The organism is Spirosoma terrae, from assembly GCF_010435915.1.
GTDB lineage: Bacteria > Bacteroidota > Bacteroidia > Cytophagales > Spirosomataceae > Spirosoma > Spirosoma terrae.
The window spans coordinates 249,085-269,625 of sequence record NZ_JAAFZH010000009.1 but is presented as its reverse complement, the minus strand read 5'-3'; the positions used below and the strand labels follow the sequence as shown (position 1 = coordinate 269,625).

At 50.3% G+C, this 20,541-nt stretch carries 14 protein-coding genes; 7 read left to right on the top strand and 7 right to left on the bottom strand.

Translation table 11 applies throughout. The features are described 5' to 3' along the window. The first annotated feature begins 4 nt into the window (after positions 1-4). From GK108_RS19770 to GK108_RS19750, 5 genes are all read left to right on the top strand, one after another. On the top strand, positions 5-1,423 hold the full coding sequence (locus tag GK108_RS19770) for a Gfo/Idh/MocA family protein (protein ID WP_163952270.1): 1,419 nt from the start codon (positions 5-7) through the stop codon (positions 1,421-1,423). 183 nt (positions 1,424-1,606) lie between these two features. Continuing rightward, positions 1,607-3,007: a putative oxidoreductase C-terminal domain-containing protein gene (locus GK108_RS19765; RefSeq protein ID WP_163952268.1), complete on the top strand. Its 1,401-nt coding sequence runs from the start codon at positions 1,607-1,609 to the stop codon at positions 3,005-3,007. A 90-nt stretch (positions 3,008-3,097) separates the two neighbouring features. Beyond that, positions 3,098-4,258: a Gfo/Idh/MocA family protein gene (locus tag GK108_RS19760; RefSeq protein WP_163952265.1), complete on the top strand. Its 1,161-nt coding sequence runs from the start codon at positions 3,098-3,100 to the stop codon at positions 4,256-4,258. Between the two features lie 32 nt (positions 4,259-4,290). Further along, a complete protein-coding gene (locus tag GK108_RS19755) occupies positions 4,291-5,124 on the top strand; it encodes a ThuA domain-containing protein (protein ID WP_163952263.1) in 834 nt (277 codons plus the stop codon). A gap of 107 nt (positions 5,125-5,231) precedes the next feature. Continuing rightward, on the top strand, positions 5,232-6,035 hold the full coding sequence (locus GK108_RS19750; RefSeq protein WP_163952261.1) for an SDR family NAD(P)-dependent oxidoreductase: 804 nt from the start codon (positions 5,232-5,234) through the stop codon (positions 6,033-6,035). 21 nt (positions 6,036-6,056) lie between these two features. Here the strand turns inward: GK108_RS19750 and GK108_RS19745 are convergent, their stop codons facing one another. From GK108_RS19745 to GK108_RS19735, 3 genes are all read right to left on the bottom strand, one after another. Continuing rightward, positions 6,057-7,298: a hypothetical protein gene (locus GK108_RS19745; protein ID WP_163952259.1), complete on the bottom strand. Its 1,242-nt coding sequence runs from the start codon at positions 7,296-7,298 to the stop codon at positions 6,057-6,059. 176 nt (positions 7,299-7,474) lie between these two features. After that, the gene (locus tag GK108_RS19740; RefSeq protein ID WP_163952257.1) at positions 7,475-9,787 is read right to left on the bottom strand and encodes an FAD-dependent oxidoreductase; all 2,313 of its coding nucleotides are present in this window, start codon (positions 9,785-9,787) and stop codon (positions 7,475-7,477) included. After that, entirely contained in the window at positions 9,762-12,554 is a 2,793-nt protein-coding gene (locus GK108_RS19735) for a sugar-binding domain-containing protein (RefSeq protein WP_163952255.1), read from the bottom strand. The genes GK108_RS19740 and GK108_RS19735 overlap by 26 nt, the downstream gene beginning before the upstream one ends. A 47-nt stretch (positions 12,555-12,601) precedes the next feature. Here GK108_RS19735 and GK108_RS19730 point away from each other — a divergent pair, with 47 nt between their 5' ends. Together GK108_RS19730 and GK108_RS19725 are read left to right on the top strand one after the other, a co-directional pair. Next, complete coding sequence (locus tag GK108_RS19730; protein WP_163952253.1) at positions 12,602-12,829, top strand: hypothetical protein; 228 nt, start codon at positions 12,602-12,604, stop codon at positions 12,827-12,829. 2 nt (positions 12,830-12,831) lie between these two features. Next, positions 12,832-13,239, top strand: a complete 408-nt coding sequence (locus tag GK108_RS19725; protein ID WP_163952251.1) for a PIN domain-containing protein — start codon at positions 12,832-12,834, stop codon at positions 13,237-13,239. On the opposite strand, the gene GK108_RS19720 is transcribed toward GK108_RS19725, so the two are convergent. From GK108_RS19720 to GK108_RS19705, 4 genes are all read right to left on the bottom strand, one after another. Further along, positions 13,195-14,928, bottom strand: a complete 1,734-nt coding sequence (locus GK108_RS19720; protein ID WP_163952248.1) for a sodium:solute symporter family protein — start codon at positions 14,926-14,928, stop codon at positions 13,195-13,197. The two genes, GK108_RS19725 and GK108_RS19720, sit on opposite strands and share 45 nt — an antisense overlap. Positions 14,929-14,970: 42 nt before the next feature. Continuing rightward, positions 14,971-17,493, bottom strand: coding sequence for a glycerophosphoryl diester phosphodiesterase (locus GK108_RS19715; protein ID WP_163952246.1), 2,523 nt, complete (start codon positions 17,491-17,493; stop codon positions 14,971-14,973). A gap of 40 nt (positions 17,494-17,533) precedes the next feature. After that, positions 17,534-18,535, bottom strand: coding sequence for an FAD:protein FMN transferase (locus tag GK108_RS19710; protein ID WP_317166551.1), 1,002 nt, complete (start codon positions 18,533-18,535; stop codon positions 17,534-17,536). Between the two features lie 106 nt (positions 18,536-18,641). Then, the gene (locus GK108_RS19705) at positions 18,642-20,450 is read right to left on the bottom strand and encodes an FAD-dependent oxidoreductase (protein ID WP_163952242.1); all 1,809 of its coding nucleotides are present in this window, start codon (positions 20,448-20,450) and stop codon (positions 18,642-18,644) included. Positions 20,451-20,541 lie beyond the last annotated feature (91 nt).

The window sequence follows — 20,541 nt, the reverse complement described above, 5'->3', positions numbered from 1 at the left end:
GACCATGAAGAGCGATAAAACACGGGATGAATCAAGACGGAGTTTTCTGAAAACAACGGCGAAAGGCGTCCTGTCGACAACGATTATTGGCGGCTTCCCGACGATTGTGCCAGCCTCGGTCTTTGGTAAGAACGCGCCGAGCAATCGAATCAACGTAGCGGCTATCGGCACGGGACGTATCTCGCGCGGACATGACATACCAGGTGTCTGGCAATACGACAATGCACTTATTATGGCCGTTTGCGATCTGGATAGTAATCGGGCCGAAGACGCCAAAAAGCTTGTCAACGACTATTATTCGAAAAAAAATGGTAAGAATTACGATGGTGTACGGGTATATACGGACTACCGGGAACTCCTTACCAATAAAGATGTAGATGCGGTGATCGTGAGTACACCCGATCATTGGCATGCGCCGATTGTGGTCGATGCGGTGCGGGCTAAAAAGGACGTGTATATGCAGAAACCAGCCTCACTGACCATTTCGGAAGGACGGATGATGGCCGATGCCGTCAACCAGTCTAAGCAGATTGTGCAGGTTGGTAGTCAGCAGCGCTCGTCGGAGCAGTTTCGATATGCGGCCGAGCTGGTACGTAACGGACGTATCGGTCAATTGAAAACAGTTTATGTGGGGCTGCCCGGCGACCCGGCCGGCGAGGATGAGCCAAAGATGCCGGTTCCCAAAAACCTGAACTACGATATGTGGCTGGGTACGACGCCTGACGTATATTATACCGAAAAGCGGGTTCATCCACAGGTCGGTTACGACCGTCCGGGCTGGTTACGTTGCGAACAGTTTGGGGCTGGGATGATCACCGGCTGGGGTTCGCACCATATCGATTGTGCGCATTGGGCCATGAATACCGAACATACGGGGCCCATCGAAATCTGGGGGCACGCCGACTTCCCAAAATCTGGCCTGTGGGATGTTCATGGTATTTTCAGAACCGAAGCCTTGTATGAGAATGGTGTTCACATGATTGTGAGCAACGAAATTCCGAACGGTATCCGATTTGAAGGTACCGACGGATGGATTTTCGTGTCGCGGGGCGATGCGTCTGTAACGGCCAGCGACCCTATCGCCAAGCAAAATGCCGCCAAAAAACTGGATGCCAGCGATCCTAAAATCATGACGTCGGTTATCGGGCCGAAAGAAGTACACCTGACGGTTAGCAAGGAACATCACGGCAACTGGCTCGAAAGCATCGTTAGCCGGAAGCAACCCATCGCTCCCGCCGAAATAGGGCATCGGTCGTGTTCGGCCTGCCTGCTGCATCATGCCGCCATGAAATTGAACCGTAAGCTCTACTGGGACCCTAAAAAGGAGCAGTTCAAAAACGATCCGGAAGCTAATAAACTGCTGTCACGTCCACAGCGGTCTGAGTACGCCATCAAAACGATGGCATCGGCCAGGGGTAAGTAGAGTTTTGGGTTTATAGTTTTTTGTTTCTAGTTAGCGGGTAAAGGAGCTTTCCAAAAAAGCTCCTAACCATAAAAACCAAAGACTATAAACTATATAAACCGAGTGATTATGCTGTAAGCGTCAGCAGGATGCTGACGCTTACAGCATAATCACTCAACACAACTCTAAAATTATTACTGTAGAATGAAGTTATTTCCAGTTGTTGCCAGCCTGTTGTCGGCAGCCCTGATTTTGGGCTGTCAGTCGTCGGAGAAAAAAGCCGGACAAGATTCGGAAGATGGTATGATTCGTTTAATTACGCTGGACCCTGGTCATTTTCATGCCGCTCTGGTGCAAAAGTCGATGTACGAGGGAGTAGATTCGGTTGTGCATGTGTATGCCCCCGATGGCCGTAGCGACGGACCGTCCGACCTTCAACTGCATCTGGATAAAATTGACGGCTACAACACACGGGCTGGCGATCCGACGCATTGGAAAGAAGAGGTCTACAAAGGCGCTGACTTTTTTGATAAAATGATTAGCGAAAAGGCTGGAAACGTAGTGGTGATGGCTGGTAACAATCGCCTGAAAACGGACTACGTCTACAAGACGGTTGAGGCCGGATTTAACGTATTGGCCGATAAACCAATGGTTATCTCCTCGGAGAAGTTCAACGAGTTGAAGGAGGCTTTCGCTGCTGCTGAGAAAAACAACGTACTGCTCTACGATATTATGACGGAACGGTATGAGATCTCGACCATGCTGCAGCGGGCCTTTTCGCAGCAAGCCGACGTGTTCGGTACGTTGGAAAAAGGAACTCCCGAAAACCCGGCTGTTACCAAAGAAAGCGTTCACCATTTCTACAAGAACGTATCGGGCAGTATTCTGACACGTCCGGCTTGGTTTATGGACGTAGCGCAGCAGGGCGAAGGGATCGTCGACGTAACAACGCACCTGGTCGATCTGGTGCAGTGGGAGTGTTTCCCCGAACAAACCATCGATTACCAGAAAGATATTAGCCTCAACTCAGCCCGCCGGTGGACGACTGATATGAGCCTGAGCCAGTTCAAGGCAATTACCAAGCAGGCTACCTTTCCGGACTATCTCAAAAAAGACGTAGTGAAGGATAGTATTCTCCGGGTATATAGCAATGGAGAGATTAACTACAAAATCCGGGGTGTCAATGCGAAAGTATCCGTTACCTGGGCTTACAAGGCACCAGAAGGCGCGGGCGATACGCATTACTCGATTATGCGCGGCACAAAAGCCAATCTGATTATTCGTCAGGGGGCAGAACAGAACTACAAACCCACACTTTACGTCGAACCTGTTGCGGGCAATACGTCGCTCGACGCGTCGTTGAAGTCGGTTTTGCCTGCTATTCAGAAAGAGTTTCCGGGAGTAGAGGTGAAGAAAATTGCCAAAGGCTATGAAGTCGTTATTCCTGAAAAATACAAAGAAGGCCATGAAGCGCACTTCGGCCGGGTGATGCAGAAATACCTGCAGTTCCTGAAAGAGGGTAAACTGCCTGCCTGGGAAGTGCCGAACATGATTGCCAAATATTACACAACAACCCAGGCACTGGAACTGGCGAAAAAGAAGTAACCTGGCCGGGCTGGCGTACCAGCCCTTACGCCCAAGCCTGACCCAAAACTAAACCCATGTCTGGACCACCCCGTCCTGGCTACTAACCTTATGAACAATACACAGGATAATCGACGTAAATTTCTGAAAGAGTCGGTTGCTACGGCCGCTGGATTAGTTATGTTTCCCGAAGCGCTGAGTGTGCCAAAACGACTGGTCATTGAGGAAGATTCGAAGACGCTGGTGATGCCTAAAGCGTCCCGGATTAAGTTTGCCGTTATTGGTATGAACCACGGCCACATTTACGGTCAGGTTGAGGCTACCATTCGGGGTGGGGGCGAACTGGTCTCTTATTACGCCAAAGAGCCTGACCTGTTGGCGGCTTTTGCCAAACGCTATCCGCAGGCAAAGCAGGCCAAAAGCGAACAGGAAATTCTGGGCGATAAATCCATTCAGCTTGTGCTGAGTTCGATTATTCCGGATGAGCGCGCACCACTAGGCATCCGCGTAATGAAAGCCGGTAAGGATTATATGTCCGATAAGCCCGGAATTACAACGCTTGAACAGTTGGCCGACGTGCGTCGTGTTCAGAAAGAAACGAAGCGGATCTATTCCATCATGTACAGCGAACGACTGGAAAATAAAGCAACCGTAAAAGCGGGCGAACTGGTCAAGGCGGGTGCTATCGGAAAAGTGATTCAGACCATTGGATTAGGTCCACACCGCATGACGCCCAAATCGCGGCCCGACTGGTTTTTCGACCGGAAACGATTCGGGGGTATCATCTGCGATATTGCTTCGCACCAGTTCGATCAGTTTCTGTTTTTTACGGGCTCTACCAAAGCCGACGTAGTGGCTGCGCAGGTGGGCAATACGAACCATCCGCAGTATCCAAATTTCGAAGATTTTGGCGATGTCATGCTACGTGGCGATAAAGGGGTCGGCTATATCCGGGTCGACTGGTTTACGCCCGACGGGCTGAAATCCTGGGGCGATGGTCGTTTGACTATTCTTGGTACCGAAGGCTTTATCGAAATACGTAAAAATATCGATCCCGGCGGACGTGAGGGCGGCAACCACCTTTTCCTGACCGACAGTAAGGAAACCCGTTACATCGATTGCAGTAAAGAACCGCTTCCTTACGGCGAACAGCTTGTCAACGACGTACTGAATCGCACGGAAACCGCTATGTCGCAGGAGCATTGCTTCCTGGCTACCGAGCTGGCGTTAAGGGCCCAGAAACAGGCGCAAATGCTTCATCTGAAAGTTTAACGTCTTAAACGGCTTCCGGCTGTTTTTAAATCATGAATCGAATCCCTCTCCTCTTTCTTCTACTGTTCGTAGCTGGCACCAGTCAGGCGACGGATGATAACGTAAACTGGAAAAAAGTCAGGGTACTAGTCTACACCAAAAACGGGAAAGGCTACGTCCACGATAACATTCCGTATGCTGTTGAGTGCTTCCAGAAATTAGGCCAGCAGCATGGCTTTACAGTTGACGTATCGGACCAGCCAACTGTTTTTACGGAAGAAAACCTGAAGCAGTATCAGGCATTGGTGTTTACCAGTACAAACAACGACGTATTCGATACCGACGCGCAACGACTGGCTTTTCGGCGGTACGTTGAGGCTGGCGGTGGTTTCGTGGGTATTCATTCCGTAATGGGTACCGAACGGAACTGGACCTGGTTTAAGCGAATGCTTGGTGGTACGTTTGCCTGGCATCCGCATTTTCAGAAACTCCGACTGACTATTATCGACACCAAACACGCATCCATGCAGGGGCTTCCGCCCGTTTGGGAGAAGCAGGACGAATGTTATTTCTCGAAAGATATGTCGCCCGGCCCAACCGTGGTGATGGTGCATGATCTGACGTCGTTGGCTCCGCAGAATGAGGAAGAAAAAGAAAAAATAAAAACCAATCGTGGCTCCTATACGGAGCTATATCCGGCTGCCTGGTACTATCAGTTCGATGGCGGCTATACGTGGTGTACGACTCTGGGACACGATAAGAAAGACTACGCTGATCCAACGTTTGTTCAGCATGTTTTTCAGGGCTTACGCTACGTTGTGACGCAAGTAAAGAAAATTGATTTTACGAAAGCGTACGCCGAGTCACGCGATACGCCGATCAGGTAGGTTAAGGTTTACAGTTTATGGTTTGTAGTTCAACTTACCAACTATAAACCATAAACCATAAACCATAAACCATAAACCATGAACTATAAACACAAAACCTATTAACAATGGAACAAGTGCAGCCGCAACTACCAGCTTATCCAACCATTTTTTCACTACAGGGGAAACTGGCGCTCATCACGGGCGGTGGAAGTGGTATCGGTTTCGACATTGCCCGCTGCATGGTGCAATCTGGGGCTCGCGTCGTCATCACGGGTCGCCGGGAACAACCGCTCCAGGAAGCTGTCAGAATATTGGCCGATAGTGGTTCGGGTGAACAGGCGTACTACGTAGTTAACGACGTAACAGAACGTCAATCGTTGAATGGCCTGGTCGAAACCATCGAGACTACCTATGGGCCAATCGATATTCTGGTCAATAATGCGGGAGTCAATATGAAAAAACCGGCTCTGGAAGTTACCGACGACGATTTCGACCGTATTGTTCATACGAATCTGAACTCTGTTTTCAGTTTGACCCGTGCCTGTGCGCAGCGGATGATGGCGCGTAAGCAAGGCTCTATCATCATGATTTCGTCGATGGCGGCTTATTACGGGATCGATCGGGTGGTGGCCTACGCTGCTTCTAAGTCGGCTGTTGAGGGGATGGTGAAAGTACTGGCATCGGAGTTTTCGGGCAATGGTGTTCGGGTTAATGCCATCGCACCCGGATTTATTGAAACTGCCATGAGCAAAACCGCCATGAGTGGCGATCCCGACCGATTTGCGCGGGCTATGCGCCGAACTCCTATAGGGGCATTCGGCAAACCGGAAGATATTGGCTGGGCCGCTGTTTTCCTGGCTTCTGAAGGAGCCAAATACATTACAGGCGCATCGCTGCCGGTTGATGGGGGAAATTCAATTGGGTTTTAACAGGGGCCGTAACCGGTTTTGTCATCTTTCGGTGGCCTTGTAAGGGGCTACTACGTTGTCTTTACCGAAAAAATAATTGTAAACGTAATCATAATTGAACCGACTGACGAAGTTTTCCATCAGGTCCGCTTCTCCGCCATAGGTATGTTCCAGGCTGGCATCCAGTCGGAAAATAATCCACTGTGGTCCGGTGGTCGCGCAGGCTTCTTTCACTCCTTTTTTGAGCCGGAGTAGCGGGAAGTTGGTGTCAGTCCATCCCGTCGACGTTTGCGTTGTGGCCTGGGTTTTCAGCCAGTAAACCGGTTTATTCTCCTCAATGGATGAAAGCGTGAAGCAGTCGATATTGTTGTTGATGTCCTTCAGATAAACATAGTCGCCAAGCTGGTTCTTAAACTGGTTTTTTAAAATCCGTAAGCCATTTTGTGCCTTCCCGAGCAGATTTTCGAGCTTCACGCTGTTTTTTTGAATCGCGTACATCATGGGCAAACGCTTTTCAAGCCGGTTTAAGAATTCGCCTATAGTTACCTGCTCGAAGGGGAGCGGCTTACCATCTTTGGTCATAATTACCACATAAAAGCCACCGTCATTCCCCAACTGTTTACCCGGCACATAATAATGATCGTATTTTTTAAGATTGGGGCTATCAGTGAAATTTCCGAAATTAGCATACTTCGGAATCCACTCTTTATCGTAAGCCCCTTTCATGCCCAACGTATAGCGAGGCTGCACGCAGTAGTATTCGTCGGGCGACGACAGGTAAACCATCTGCCTGCTGATCAGCTCCACGTTGTTGGCCATAATATTCCAGTTGTCGTTGCATAAATTACCGTACATAGGCCAGAATTTATGGGTTGCAGTTTTGACAACACATTTATGGAGCCGGGCATAAGCCCCATACGTATTTGGTAACGCTAACCGATTACTTTTTTCGGCTTCATTAAAATCATATGAGCTGTTCGAGATGGGCAGCGCTGGGTCAGGAGCTAACACACTCAGTCTCATTTCGCCCAGTAGCCCTTTGGGTAGGTAGGATTCCTGCCACCAGCTTACCATAGTTCGGATAAAGTCGATTTGTGTTACTGGATATGTCCAACCATTTTTGGAAAACGGCTTTGCGGCTTCCTTGAATTGCATAACGCTCATCCAGCCCATCTCTACGTTTTCAATGTCTTTCGAATCGTACCACCCTTTTGCATTGGTGGGCTGGGCCAGCAGTGGTATTGACAAGAAAAGGAGACAGACGAGGGTGGATAGTGATCTCATACGTAGTGACGTTGGTTTGACGCATAATTCTACTCGATAAAGCTATCTATTCGCTCCGCATTTTCAGCGCGTAAATACGTTGAGGTGTCACATTTTGTGAATGAAAGCCTTATAAAACAACCTGGGCGACTATCCACAAAAGATAGCCGCCCGATTGCTACGTAGTAACGTAATGCTTACGCATAGCACCGTACCTCCAGCAAGGCCGCCGGAGCCTGACCCGGTTTGGGTTTCAGATGAATGGTGAGTTGGCTGGTTTCTACCGGCTTTTCAAACGAAATGATGTTGCGTGCCTGGTGGTTATCAATCGTTTCGTGAATGCGTTCCTGTCGGTCGTTGCAGAGGACGTAGTCCTGCACACAAAAGGGCGAAGCCGTTTCGGGATTCAGCATAATGACCGTTTCGAGCGGATGGTCGAAATCAGTATCGAAAAACAATTCGACACGGCTGATCCGTTGTTGCTCCGACCAACGTAGCGAGAGCGTCGGACTTGAATCGGTTACGTCGGCCACCCACGCATTGGGCTGGCTGGTGGGCCGTTGTACACCATTGGTTAGATTGCTGGCTCCAAACAGGGCAATACCGCCATCAATGGTCATGGCAATATTGTGTCCTTTCGGGCGTCGTTCGGGGCACCAGAATTCGAACGTATCAACGCCAATGTCATCCGTAGGCTCCTGTTTGCCGTAGTTCGATACGGCCGGATTGGTTTTGTTGAAAACCGACAGTACACCCGTAACGCGCAACTGGCTGTATTGAAGCTGAATATGCTCGTTCTTGATAAACATGACGAACACGTATTGCGGCCCATCGAGCACTACGTCGAAAGGCAGACGTACTTCCTGTTTCCCTTTTTGAATCGGTAATGTCAGGGTTTGCAGCGTAACATCGGGCGTGTGATTCTTTACCTTACTGCTCCGGCGAAGCTCAACCGTCAGCGTCGTGTCGGCATCCGACGTAACGAAAACCGTCATCTGTGGAACAGGACCTGTCGGCAGGGGCAACATCTGCGCGGCTGAGTCGGTCAGGGGTTGCAACGGGCCATTAGGCGGTAAATGAGTCAGAACGAACTCGCTCGATGGCAGCAACGTAGCGTTTGGCACCAGATTACTGGGGTCGTGCAATTGCAGTCCGGGAATATGGTGTCCAGTTTTCAACAGTTCCCTTTGTAAAGACGCAAGCTCTTGCCCGTCGGCCAAATCGCGCGGCAGCAGACCTTCGCGGGCGCAGATAGCGGCAGCCATACCTGCCGCCTGACCCACGTGTGCACTTGTGCCCATCACGCGCGATGAGCCAAACGCTACGTGTGTTGCCGAAATAATCCGTCCGGCCAGAAATAAATTACTGATGTTGCGCGAATACAGGCAACGATAGGGAATATGGTACGTGCCTTTGCTGTGCCATTGATTACAGCCCGGCTTTTCGCTGAAAACGCCATCGGCCGGATGCAGATCAATACTCCAGCCACCAAACGCAACGGCATCGGCGTGTTCACGCTGTTCGACTACGTCCTGCTGAGTCAGCATGTAATCGCCCTCAAACCGGCGGCTTTCACGCTTACCGGGAATAGTACCAACCCATTCGAGGGTCATGGTTTCGGCTTCGGGAAACTGGCCTGAATTTTTGATGTGATTCCAGACGCCATAGACCACTTTCCAGAGTTCCCACTTGATCTGTTCCGTATCGTGAACGGTATCCAGGCGCCCGCCATATTCGATCCACCATAACTGGCAGCCGTATTCCTTGGCGTTGAAACGGCGGTAGCGTGGAATCGTTGTAATATCGTCAAGCGCGTAGGAGGGAGGAACGAAACGTACCGGTCGACCCGTGTCTTTTGTGTAGAAATACATAGAGTGGCCCAGCAGCTCACCGTATTCGGCGGAGGGTGCAAATTTTTCGCCAAACTCCTCTTTCGATTCGGCGCCCATCCGGAAAGCCGCCCCGGCCTGAAAACCAACAATCCCATCGCCCGACGCATCGCAAAATATCGGTGCTACGAGTTCATACATCGTGCTGTTCTGACTACAGAAAGCTTGCACCGATTGGATATGACCAGTAGCCCCTAAATCCCCTGAAGGGGATTTAGGGGTGGGAGACATTTGTACCTCAAACACCGCCGTGTTCAGCAACAAGGTGATATTGGATTCGGATACCACTTTTTCGAGCAGAATCGTATCGAATATAAGGGGATTGCCCTCGGGGTTTCGGTACCAGTTTTCAACCAGTAATTCGTCAATAACCCCGCCTTCGCGTGCCCATCGGTTGTTGTTGCCCATGTGCGACGTAGCGCCCAGTACCCAAAGTCGTACTTCACTCGATGCATTGCCACCCAGTACGGGCCGATCCTGCACCAGCACGACGCGAGTACCCGCGCGAGCCGCTGTGATGGCACTACATACACCCGATAAGCCTCCGCCAACTACAATCAGATCGGCGTCATATCGGATGGTTTTTAACGTTCGTTTATCGCTTGCGTTGGACTTTATCATTAGGTTTTCCTGTTAAGCTTGTAGAGTATGTCGATTGCCCGGTTGGATTAATGGTAGCCAGTCGGTACTGATAGGTCTTTTTAGGGTCTAGTCCGGTAAGAATAAACCGACCTGTCTGAGCCGCTGAAATGGATTGCCGTAGCCACGTAGTCGATCCCTCAGGCTGATAGTCCAGTACGTAGCCTGTTGCTTTTGGAACCGATTCGAAGCAGATAACAGCCTCGTTGCCGTCCCGGATGATTCCCTGCAAGACCGGAGCAGCTGGTTTTTGTCCACCATCGGGTGTAACGCTACGTTCTTCCGACCAGTCCGAATCGGTCCAGCTATCGGTAACGCGCTGGAATCGGAAGAAATAGGGCTGGCCGTTGGTTAGCTGGGATACGAATAACGCACCGGGATTGGTCGTCTCTACGGTACGCACATTGGTGTAATCGCCAGACGTTGAGGTTACCTGAACCCGATAGATGTAATCCGTTTCGGGACTGGCGTAGCCAATAAAAAAGCCACCATCGGCTGGTTCTACGTGCTGGATAACCGGTGGCGCATAGGGCAACGAATCGACTTTTATCCGCTGAATAGCCGCTGACTGAGTTTCGCCTGCACCGTTTATGCCAATCAGCGCGACCTGGTACGTTTTGCCAAATGGTAGCTTCGGGATGTCAATAAAATCGTTAATGGTTGTCGGGGTTTCCTGAGTTAATCCCGTTTCGCCAAAGCGAGCCTTGTAGGCCGTTGCCGTCGGGTCTTTCTGGAAGTGAATACGAATCAAACCGCCCCCATTCGTGCCGTTGAAGTACGAACGGCCACCGTTGGTATACGTTATTTTAGGGGGCAGCGGCTTTTGTAAAAACAATGTCGTATCGGCCTGCACATCACCGGTGGGGGTAATAAGTTCAACCGTCATTGCAAACGCATTGTCGGGTTGCCAGTTCAGGGCATACGTTTTAGGCGCGTCGCCCGGCCGAATGTCGGGAAGGCTGATCAAACCGCCCTGCCCGATCTTTCCAGCGGCATCGGTACGTTTCCAGACGAGCCGGTAGCCATGTAAAGGATAGGCCGGTAGATCAAGAACGCCACGAGGGGTAAGCGTTACGTTTGCCGATGTAGCGCTGGCATTGAGCGTCAGCGAACGTAGCGGGTTGTATTCGTTACGTATTGCGAAATACGCTTGCTTTTTGCGCCGATATACATCGACCACGCCCCAGGGCCGATTGCCAGAGCCTTCTTTTGTGCCGTTGAATCGGCTCCGGTAATCATTGAATGTCCATAAGGATGCACCAATCAAATACGGAATGTTACGTATCGAATCGACCAGCAGCCGGGCGTTTAGTTTACCATCCAGGTTTTCGTCTAACTGTGTGATGCCGTATTCCGTATAGAAAAGTGTGTGATTCGGATGTTTTTCGTGTTGCTGGCGCGTAGTTGGCCCTAAGTTCTGGCCGTAGCGATTCACTAAACCAATATCGCCCAGATCAACAATGTCTGGATTAAATTGCCCGGTATGGCTCACGGATGACACAAATCGGGTACTATCGAGGGTGCGGGCGTAGGCAATGGCTTTTTCCACGTAGGGGAGCACCTTGGGGAAATACCCGATTTCATTCCCTACACTCCAGCCAATAACACTGGGGTGGTTATACTGATTGGTAATCAACCGCGTAAGCCAATCTTTCGACGTAGCACTGGCCGGATCGGCAAATCGGTCGAAACCCCAGAGCGGAATTTCCGAAATGATCAGTATGCCGCGCTCATCGAGGTAGTCCATTACCTCTTCGGGCAGGCAGAGGTGCGATAGGCGCGTCATGGTACAGCCCAGGTTTTTCAGAAGATCGATGTCTTCTTTGATACGCCAGGTTGGTAACGTATTCCCCGTAGTACGGTCATCTGGTACCAGATTGAAACCCATCGGCCGAATGATTTCACCGTTAAGTTTCAGCGTATAGGCTTTGTTGTCAATCTCTATTTTACGAAGACCAAAGCGGTTCGACTGCTTTTCGCCCGTGTTGGCGAGTGTTACGTTCGATGTATATAGAAATGGATCATCGAAATGCCATAGATGCGTTTCTTTTGGCGTTACGGTTGTCTGCACAACGACAGAAGCCATACTGCTAGCGGGAAGACTTACCTTGAACGGCAACGACCGCCTAAATCCATTAGACGCTGTGAGCTCTACTGTTCCTGCTGTTTCGGCAGCTTGATTGTCGTGATTTTGTAGGAAAACCCGAACCGATACCGACGCTGATTTTTTGCTTAAGTCGACCGAGGGCGTAATGTGCTGCCGAACGATCCGAACGGGGTTTGACACCACCAGCGAAACCGGACGGCGGATGCCGCCCCAGTTCCAGATGGCTCCGCGCGTGAGCGAGTTATCGGCACAAACGACTACTGTATTTAGGCCATTGGCATTGAGCCGCTTCGTTACGTCGAACTCAAACGGCAGAAAGCCGCTATGGTTTTCGCCTAGCTTCTGACCGTTGAGCCATACCGCGCAATCGTGGTAAACGGCTTCGAATAGTAATCTGGCTACGTTATTGTTGCTACGTGTTGGCGTCGTGAAGGTGCGCCGATACCAACCTTTACCCACGTAGTGCGCGTATTCATTCCGTAAGTCCCAGTTTCCCGGCACTGGTAGCGAATCCCAGCTTGCCGTATTCGTTTCGGGCCGGAACCAGCCTTGTTGCTCGCCTACGTTAGTAGGGTCGGTTCGAAAAGACCACGTACCATCGAGGGTAGTTTTTTGGGCCAGTGATGGAATGGCTATGCCCAAAAGAAGACAAGTAATTTTGAGTAAATTTGTAAAAAACGATTTACGGAATGGCAGCACAAGGTCTTTCTTCATTGAGCAATCTGCAGCAAGAGTTACTGAAGCTCTATGCATATAATGTGTCTGACGATCAGATTTTGGAAATTCGGCAATTGCTGGCTGATTATTTTGCCCAAAAAATTGACCGGGAAATGAATCAATTATGGCAGGAGAAAAGCTGGAATGAGCAAACCATCGAGAGCTGGAAACAGGAGCACCTTCGTTCATCAAAGGCCTGATTATGCGTGTTGTTCTTGATATAAATGTATTACTGATTTCTTTACCCGTGTCGTCGTCATATCGACCTATTTTCGATGCGCTACGTGCTGGGCGTTTCGAGCTTGTTGTCAGCAATGATATTCTCTTTGAATACCATGAGAAACTGGCGGAGAAAACATCTCCATCTATTGCCGACAACGTCATAAAGCTCTTGTTATCCCTTGAAAACTGCATACTGCAATCGATTTATTTTGAGTGGGGTTTAATTGAGAGTGATGCTGACGATAACAAATATGTCGATTGTGCTCTGGCAGCTAATGCCTTACATTTAGTCTCGGAAGACCGCCATTTTTCCATTCTTCGCTCCATTGATTTTCCTCAAGTATCAGTTATCCGAATTGATGAATTTCTCCGCCTGATTCAAGGCTGAATGTGTCGGTTTGCTACGTTGACTCGCCCGCCAGGGAATCAGGGCTGCCAGCAGAACCACAATACCGATAATCGACGTAATGCGTCCGCCAATATCGGCCAGTATGCCCAGGCCAAATAGCATAACGGCGGTAAACACCAGCGAACCGGCAATCACGCGTAGACCAAATTGATTTTGCTGCGCAATGGCTTCTTTCTCTTCGTCGGAAGTGGCTTCGGCTACATTGTCGCGTTTTTGTTGTCGGGCTTTCTGATACTGATAATGCTCGTCGGCCACCAGCCCTTTCGAACGGGCGTAGAGTTCATAGGCCAGGAGTAACGCCAACGTGAGTCCAACGCCTATTACGGTTTCTGGTCCTCGTGAGAGTTTAAAATCAAACAGGATGGGAGAGAGCACTTTAAAGAACAGATTCACCGCCAGGCCAATACTCGTTATCCAGAGCGTAGCGCGGCTAGTCAGGCGTTTGGAAAATAAAGCCCAGAGCGGAGGGGCCAACAGTGGTCCGCCCGTTATCGATGAAATACTTAATACCACTTCAACAATGCCGCCCGCTTTGGGAACCAGCAGCGCGATAATGATCATACCAAGGCCAAAAAACCACGACGAGCCCCGCGCCACGCGAATCAATTGCCGGTCTGATGCTTTGGGATTCATCAGCCCTTTGTAAATGTCGTTTGTAAATACAGCCGACACTACGTTGAGGGCGGTGTTGGCACTGGCCGACGTAGAGAAATACATCCCCGTCAACATCAGGCCGAGCAGACCGGGAGGTAATACTAACTGGCATATTTTTAGGTAGGCATTTTCGGTATCCAAACCCGTTAGCGATGGGTCGATGGCGCGGTAAATCATCGGTGGCATCATCCATATGACCGGGCTGATTAGGTAAAGTCCGGCAAATAGAAAGGCCACTTTTCGGGCTGATTTTGGACTATCAACACTGGTATAGCGCTGCACAAACGTCCAGTTGCCCCCGATGTAGGCGATGTGATAGAACACAAAAGCTAAGACAAAGCCAAACGTGTATTCGCCATTCAGCATATTGAAAAAATCGTCGGGAACGGCCTTTGTAAAGCCCTCGAAACCGCCGACTTTATCCAGCGAAAGCGGAAGCAGAATGAACACTGCCGCCGACAAGACCACAAACTGGAGTATATCAGTGACCATAACGGCCCACAAGCCACCAACGGCGGTGTAGGCAATCATAAAAATACCCAGGCCAATAGTCGTCGGGATAAGCGGTAAATTCAGCGACGAACTGACCAGTTTGGCTACCGGATACAACACCGACCCTTTGATGAAAACGCTGACCAGCGTAAAAATAAAGATATAGGCTTTCTGGACGGTTAATCCGAGTCGTTCGCGGATGAATTCAGCAGCGGTGAGCGCACCGGTGGCTTTCCAGCGAGGGGCCAGATACAGACCCGTTACCAAGGCACCAATACACATGGTCCACTGAATCGTAATGGCGACCCAGCCGTATTTATAGGCGATGCTTCCCCAGGCCACAAACGTACCAGCCGAAAAAAAGCTCATAAACAGCGACAGGCCGCCAATAAACCAGGGCACAGCTTCGCCACCCGCGAAGAAAGACTTCAGATTGCGTCCTGTCCGGGCAAATAATAGCCCAATCCCCAGCACAAAGGCGGAGAAGATGACAATGACGGCGGTATCGATGGTTGTATTCAAGGTTGTTCCGTTTTGGGTTAAATGCGTTTAGTCTCGCTTCGCTTACAATCCTTTCGCGTCCACTGTAATGACTTCCATACCGAAAGCAGGCAATTGCTTTGACGTTGCTTTTCCATTTCTGATTGCCAGCTGGAAATCGCTTGGCTGGGCACGGTTATTCAGCAAAATCACGAATAGCTTATCGCCCTGAACTGAACGGGCCAGTATGTGATCAATGGAAGGATTATTGAGTTGAACCAGCTTCTCGTCAATAACCAGATTGGCTTTTTCGCCATTAACGGTACCCGGTTCAAAACCATAGGTCTGGTGCGGACCAACTTTAGGGGTAACGAAACCGCGCGGGAACGTAACGCGCCCGTTGGAACGTAGCTCCGCTTCGGCCAGTAAATAATCGGTTAGCCAGCCAACCTGCCACCAGGCATGGTGCGGATAAGGCCCAGCTCCCCGGTTCATCGCATTCCAGTAGTACGATGCTACGCTCGTTTTAGGATCGACAAAAGCGTCGCGCCCAATCGCTCCGGCCCGTGCCATATCGGCAAAAATGGGTTCTTTGGTCAGGCCGTATAACCGGATGAACATACCGGCGTGGCTGCAGAGCTGAATAGGGCCGTGGCGCGTGGCCGATCCGAAAATACCGCCGTGCTCAAAGCTCAATCCCGTCTGGCTGATTTCCCAGTCTTTCCGTTGAACACCATTTACCGTTTTGACGGTGTGATTGGCTATCGGATGCGTATAGATTGAGGTTGTGTAGATTTTGGCGGCTATGATAGCGGCCTCTTTGTAGCGGGCATCGTTCGTCAGATCATACAAATCAAGTAGCGCCTGAGCCGACTGGCCTGTTGCAAAATCGGGAGCGTAGCGGGCATCGCCACAAACGCCTAGGAAACTCCCCGTTTCGATGGCGTTTTTGAGGAACCAGTCGGCCCCTTTCCGGGCGGCTGCCAGGTATTTAGGGTCTTTCAGGAGCCGATACGCTACGATCATTCCGTAGAAGGTTGGGCGAACATCCTCAATATCCTTGAAGATCTCTTTCTCGGTATGCCGATCGTAAGCAACGGCCCATTGACCATTCGGTTTCTGCCAGCTCAGCAGCCGGTCGGCTCCGAAACGTAAGCGTTCTTTCAATTCGGCGTTGGCTGGATCGAACAAGAGCATGTTGCCAATGTCGAGCATGGTATAGTACGTCAGCGCAATGGGCTCAACCACTTCACCCCACTCTTCCACGAACTTTTTGGATTTGGCCAGATAATACTGACCCTCAACGGCTCCCTTGAAAAAGTTGTCTTTCGTTTCCTGCTGAACCAGCTTGAAGTTCAAGGCATAAGGCAATACGTTCTGCGTTAGGAGCGGGTCTTTGGTTGCTTTGGCCAACATCCACATGGCGCCATAATCCGCATTCTTCATCGCGTCTTTGTCAGAACCTACTACGCCACCCAGGTAGGATTGTGCCCCAATTTTCTTCCCCTCGAACTCTTCAATGTTCCACATCGACGTTTTGGGATCGGTGAGGTAGTGGTGCATTTTCTGAATCCGGTCGGTCAGGGATTGTTTGCTCTGACGTAGTGCCAGCGTTTCTTTGAACTTATAGATGTCATATACCGCATGATTCAGGGCTTTAAACCAGTCGCCATCCGTCAGGCTGTACCGGAATGTATAGCTTACGGTTTCGCCTGCTTTTAGCGACGATTTAGCTTCGCCCAGTACCGGATAATAGATCGTTGGCGAAAGCTGCGCTTTGCGGTTCATGTGCGATAGCCCGATGTGCCAGTCAACCTGCGTGATTTTGTCGTTTGCCCACGGATCGCGGGCTAGCCCAGGCTCAGGAATAACGGCCAGCGTAATACCGCTTTTGCTAGTCATCATGGGGCTAAGCGTACTGGCGCACCGTTCGCGATAGATGGCTGGCAGTGTCGGGATGCCATGCCCATACGCATAAGCCAGGGCGAAATTTTTCTGGAATTTGTTGCCCTGAAAATAACCCGGTACGGTAGCCCAGGCCAGATTCTGTTCGGTCAGACTGGATAGAGTGGGCGTTGCCAGCGAAAAGAAGCCATCTTTTTTAGGCGTAATGGTCTGCTTAACAACAATATCAGACGGGAATGCTGGGTCGAATGACCACTCGCTACGTACGGTTGCTACGTCGGTTTGCTGTTCAAACGTAATACTGTTCTTCCCAGACTGCTGGCCTACGTTTGGGAAAAAGTAAAATGCCTGCCCAGCTTTGTTGAGCGAAACAGGGTTGATGCTTTCCGCCCATTGGGCTTGCTGATAATGGTATTTTTCGCTCGGAAAGATAGCGCCCGTGATGTCTTTGAACGTAGTGTCGGGCTTATCGGAAGGTTTGTCGGCGGCATAAATCAGGGTGTTTTCGCCCGATGGCGCTGGCAACGTAATCCAGGCATTGCCTTTGCGTACAGACACCTGCCGAATTGACCATCCTTTTGCTGAAGATTGCCAGTCAATTTTGACCCGATCATTCGTCAGCGATAGCTGTTTGGGCGATTGGGCCCAGGCCGGTAACGTAAGGATGGTCAGTAAAATAAAAAGTCCTTTTGGGTACTTCATAATCTATAAGTGATTGAATCGGTACAGTTGCTCAGGGGAATTAGCGCCTGGAGCCAGTTGGTTGTAAATGCTTAAGCCCTTCGGTTGCGTATGTCTGCAATTGGCCGTTCGTATCGGTATACATCAGAAATGCATCCAGATCGGGCCGGTTTTTTAAAAAGCGTTTCGTCTTTTCCAGACCCATCACCATAAAGGCTGTATCGTAGGCATCGGCGGTTATCGCATCGGCGGCCAACACGGTTACGCTCAATAACTCACTTTGCTCCATCATACCCGTTTTCGAATTGATGATGTGGCTAAACACCTGCCCGTCCGATACGTAGTGATTTCGATAATTTCCGGCGGTAGTCATGGCCCGGCCTGGCGTGGCCCGGCCTGGCATGGCCTGATCTACTAGCTTTAGCGTTACGTACAACTGGTCTGGGTGAAGCGGGTTGGTAATGCCTACCGTCCAGAATTGGCCGTTGCCTTTTTGTCCTTTTGTTCGGATTTCACCACCTATTTCCACCATGTAATTCGTTATTCCTTTTGCTTCCAGAAATTTCGCCAGCACATCTACGGAGTAGCCCTGCGCAATTCCGTTAAAATCCAGTTGTACGTTCTTTTTCTTTTTTTGAACTGTTGTTGAATCAAACGTAATGTTTTGTAAACCAACGAACTGTAATAGCGAGTCTACGTTCACTACGTCGGTTGCTACTGGTTTTTTCGGGCCAAATCCATAGGCGTCAACCAGTGGCAAAACCGTCGGGTCGAAAGCGCCGTCGGTAGCCCGAAAAACTTCATCCGATTTTTTTAGAACCGGGTAGAAATAAGGCCGTTGAAACCGATGGTTCATTCCTCGGTTAAACTGCGATAATTCGGAGTCGGCCCGGTAAATCGACAGGCACTTATCGATCTCGGTCAGCAGCGAATCAATGCTCTGTTTAACATTTCGTTGTCGGTTATCCTGGTATTTAATGTGGTACGTAGTGCCCTGCGTTTCCCCTTCCAGACTGATTAAGGGTGTTTCAGGAAAAGTTAGGCTGAAACATAAGATTACCACCCCCAACCGAACGTCGGCCCGGCCCCTCCTAAAATAGGAGGGGGCTCTAGACCCAGGGCTTTTTAAAGCCCCCTCCTGTTTTAGGAGGGGGTTGGGGGTGGTCCCCCTACGGTTTGCTTGCTGTGGTAGCGGGTTCATCTTTAATGATCGCCATAAATTCTGATAGGTGATCCTGATAAACGCTACGTGGTGTTGTGTTGTATTTTTTTGCCACATACGATGCAAAGCCAACTACCTCGCCCATCATACCGCATGTGCGCATAACGCGGGTGCTACCGAACGCTACGTGGGTGGTACTGATGTTACGTCCGGCCATGAACAGGTTAGAAATATTCTTCGAATACAGACAACGGTACGGAATGGTGTAGGGAGCTACTTTGATGTGTTTAGTGCCGGCAAAAAACTCCTGCCCCTCAAAATATTTGCTGTTTTTCGGATCAGGGAAGTGCAAGTCGATTGTCCAGGTGGCCGTAACGGTGCCGTCTGGGTATTGCTTACCTTCCTGAATGTCCATCTGGTTCAGAATATGATCGCCAAGGATCCGGCGCGATTCCCGTTTGCCACCGATGTAAGCTACCCAGGCCAGTTCGCGTTTGCCGTATTTTTCTTTCTTGTTGTTTTTCAGATACGACCAGTTGCCAAAAATGGCCCGCAGGTTATGATCGCGGATTTTTTCGGCATCGGTGATGGTATTGTAGTTACCAAACCCTGTTTCCCATTCCCAATCGGCTTTGGGCTGATCGATGTGATATTCGTCCGTAAATGGCAGCGCCCAGGGTGTTTCGGGAAATGACGACACCGTATCGCGCTCCAGCGATGCCCACAGATTTGAGGTGCCCAGCGTGAACTGATCGGCTTTTTCAGCGGCCAGCGATTCCCCCGTTTCGGCTTTGCTTTCGCGCCCGAATCGGTATTCGGCGCCCACCAGATGCGCTAACGTACCGTCGCCGGTGCAGTCGGAGAAGTAGGTTCCTGCAAAGCGCGTTTCCTGATTGGTGGCAATATCGCGGCCAATTACCGCAACGATTTTATCGTTTGCCTTTTCGGCTTTGTATACATGGGTGTTCAGGAACAGGGTAATGTTACGTTCAGCTTTAACAATAGCAATCTTACGAGCATCGCCGTATTCTTTCGAGTCAGGGTTTCCGTTGCCGGGGTCGCCGTTGTCCATTTCGCGAACAATACGGCCAAGTTTCGGATAGTGGTTTTTGTCGGTATCGCCCATCAGGTGCACCCGAATTTCCGAACTGTTATTGCCACCCAGCAGTGGTCGATCCTGAATCAAGGCTACTTTCAGTCCCATACGGGCGGCCGACAGGGCAGCACACGTACCGGCAATGCCACCGCCTACAACGACTAAATCGAAGTTGCCTGCGTCGGTGGTTTTGCCCGTCAGGTTTAGCAGTTTATTCCGAAACGCATTCAGATCGTCCAGCTTGTTGGGTGGCGTAAATTTGGGTGCGTTCGTGAATAGAATGGCGTCGCAACGGCCATTGAAGCCCGTCAGATCGTGAAGCGCGAGAATAGCCTTCTCATTCGTTACGTTAACTTCGCCCCCGTTATACCATTTCCAGTCGTCGGAGCCACTCTCGCCAAAAACCATCGGTAGCGACTGATTGTCGAGCTTTACCTGAAACTTGCCCGGTCCTTTCGGAAACGGAGCCCAGTCTTTAGTACGTACCCAAAGCTGGTATTTCCCTTTTTTCGGAAAACGAACGGTGGTTGTGGCATCTTTTACGGGACGTCCCATGCCGTGCGCCATGATGTAGGATGAGCCCTGAACCACAAACGATTGTTGATCAATTACCCAGCCGCCTTTGTTTTCGAAGGATTCTGTTTCGACAAAAACGTGGTCCTGCGCTGCCAGGGGCAGACTCAGCAGCAGGCAAACCAGTACGTTAACTAGTGTTTTCATAAGTAAGTTAGTGTTTCTATGTTGTCATCCCGACGGCAGGAGGGATCTCAATGTTGCCTATTACAGAAGATCCCTCCTGCCGTCGGGATGA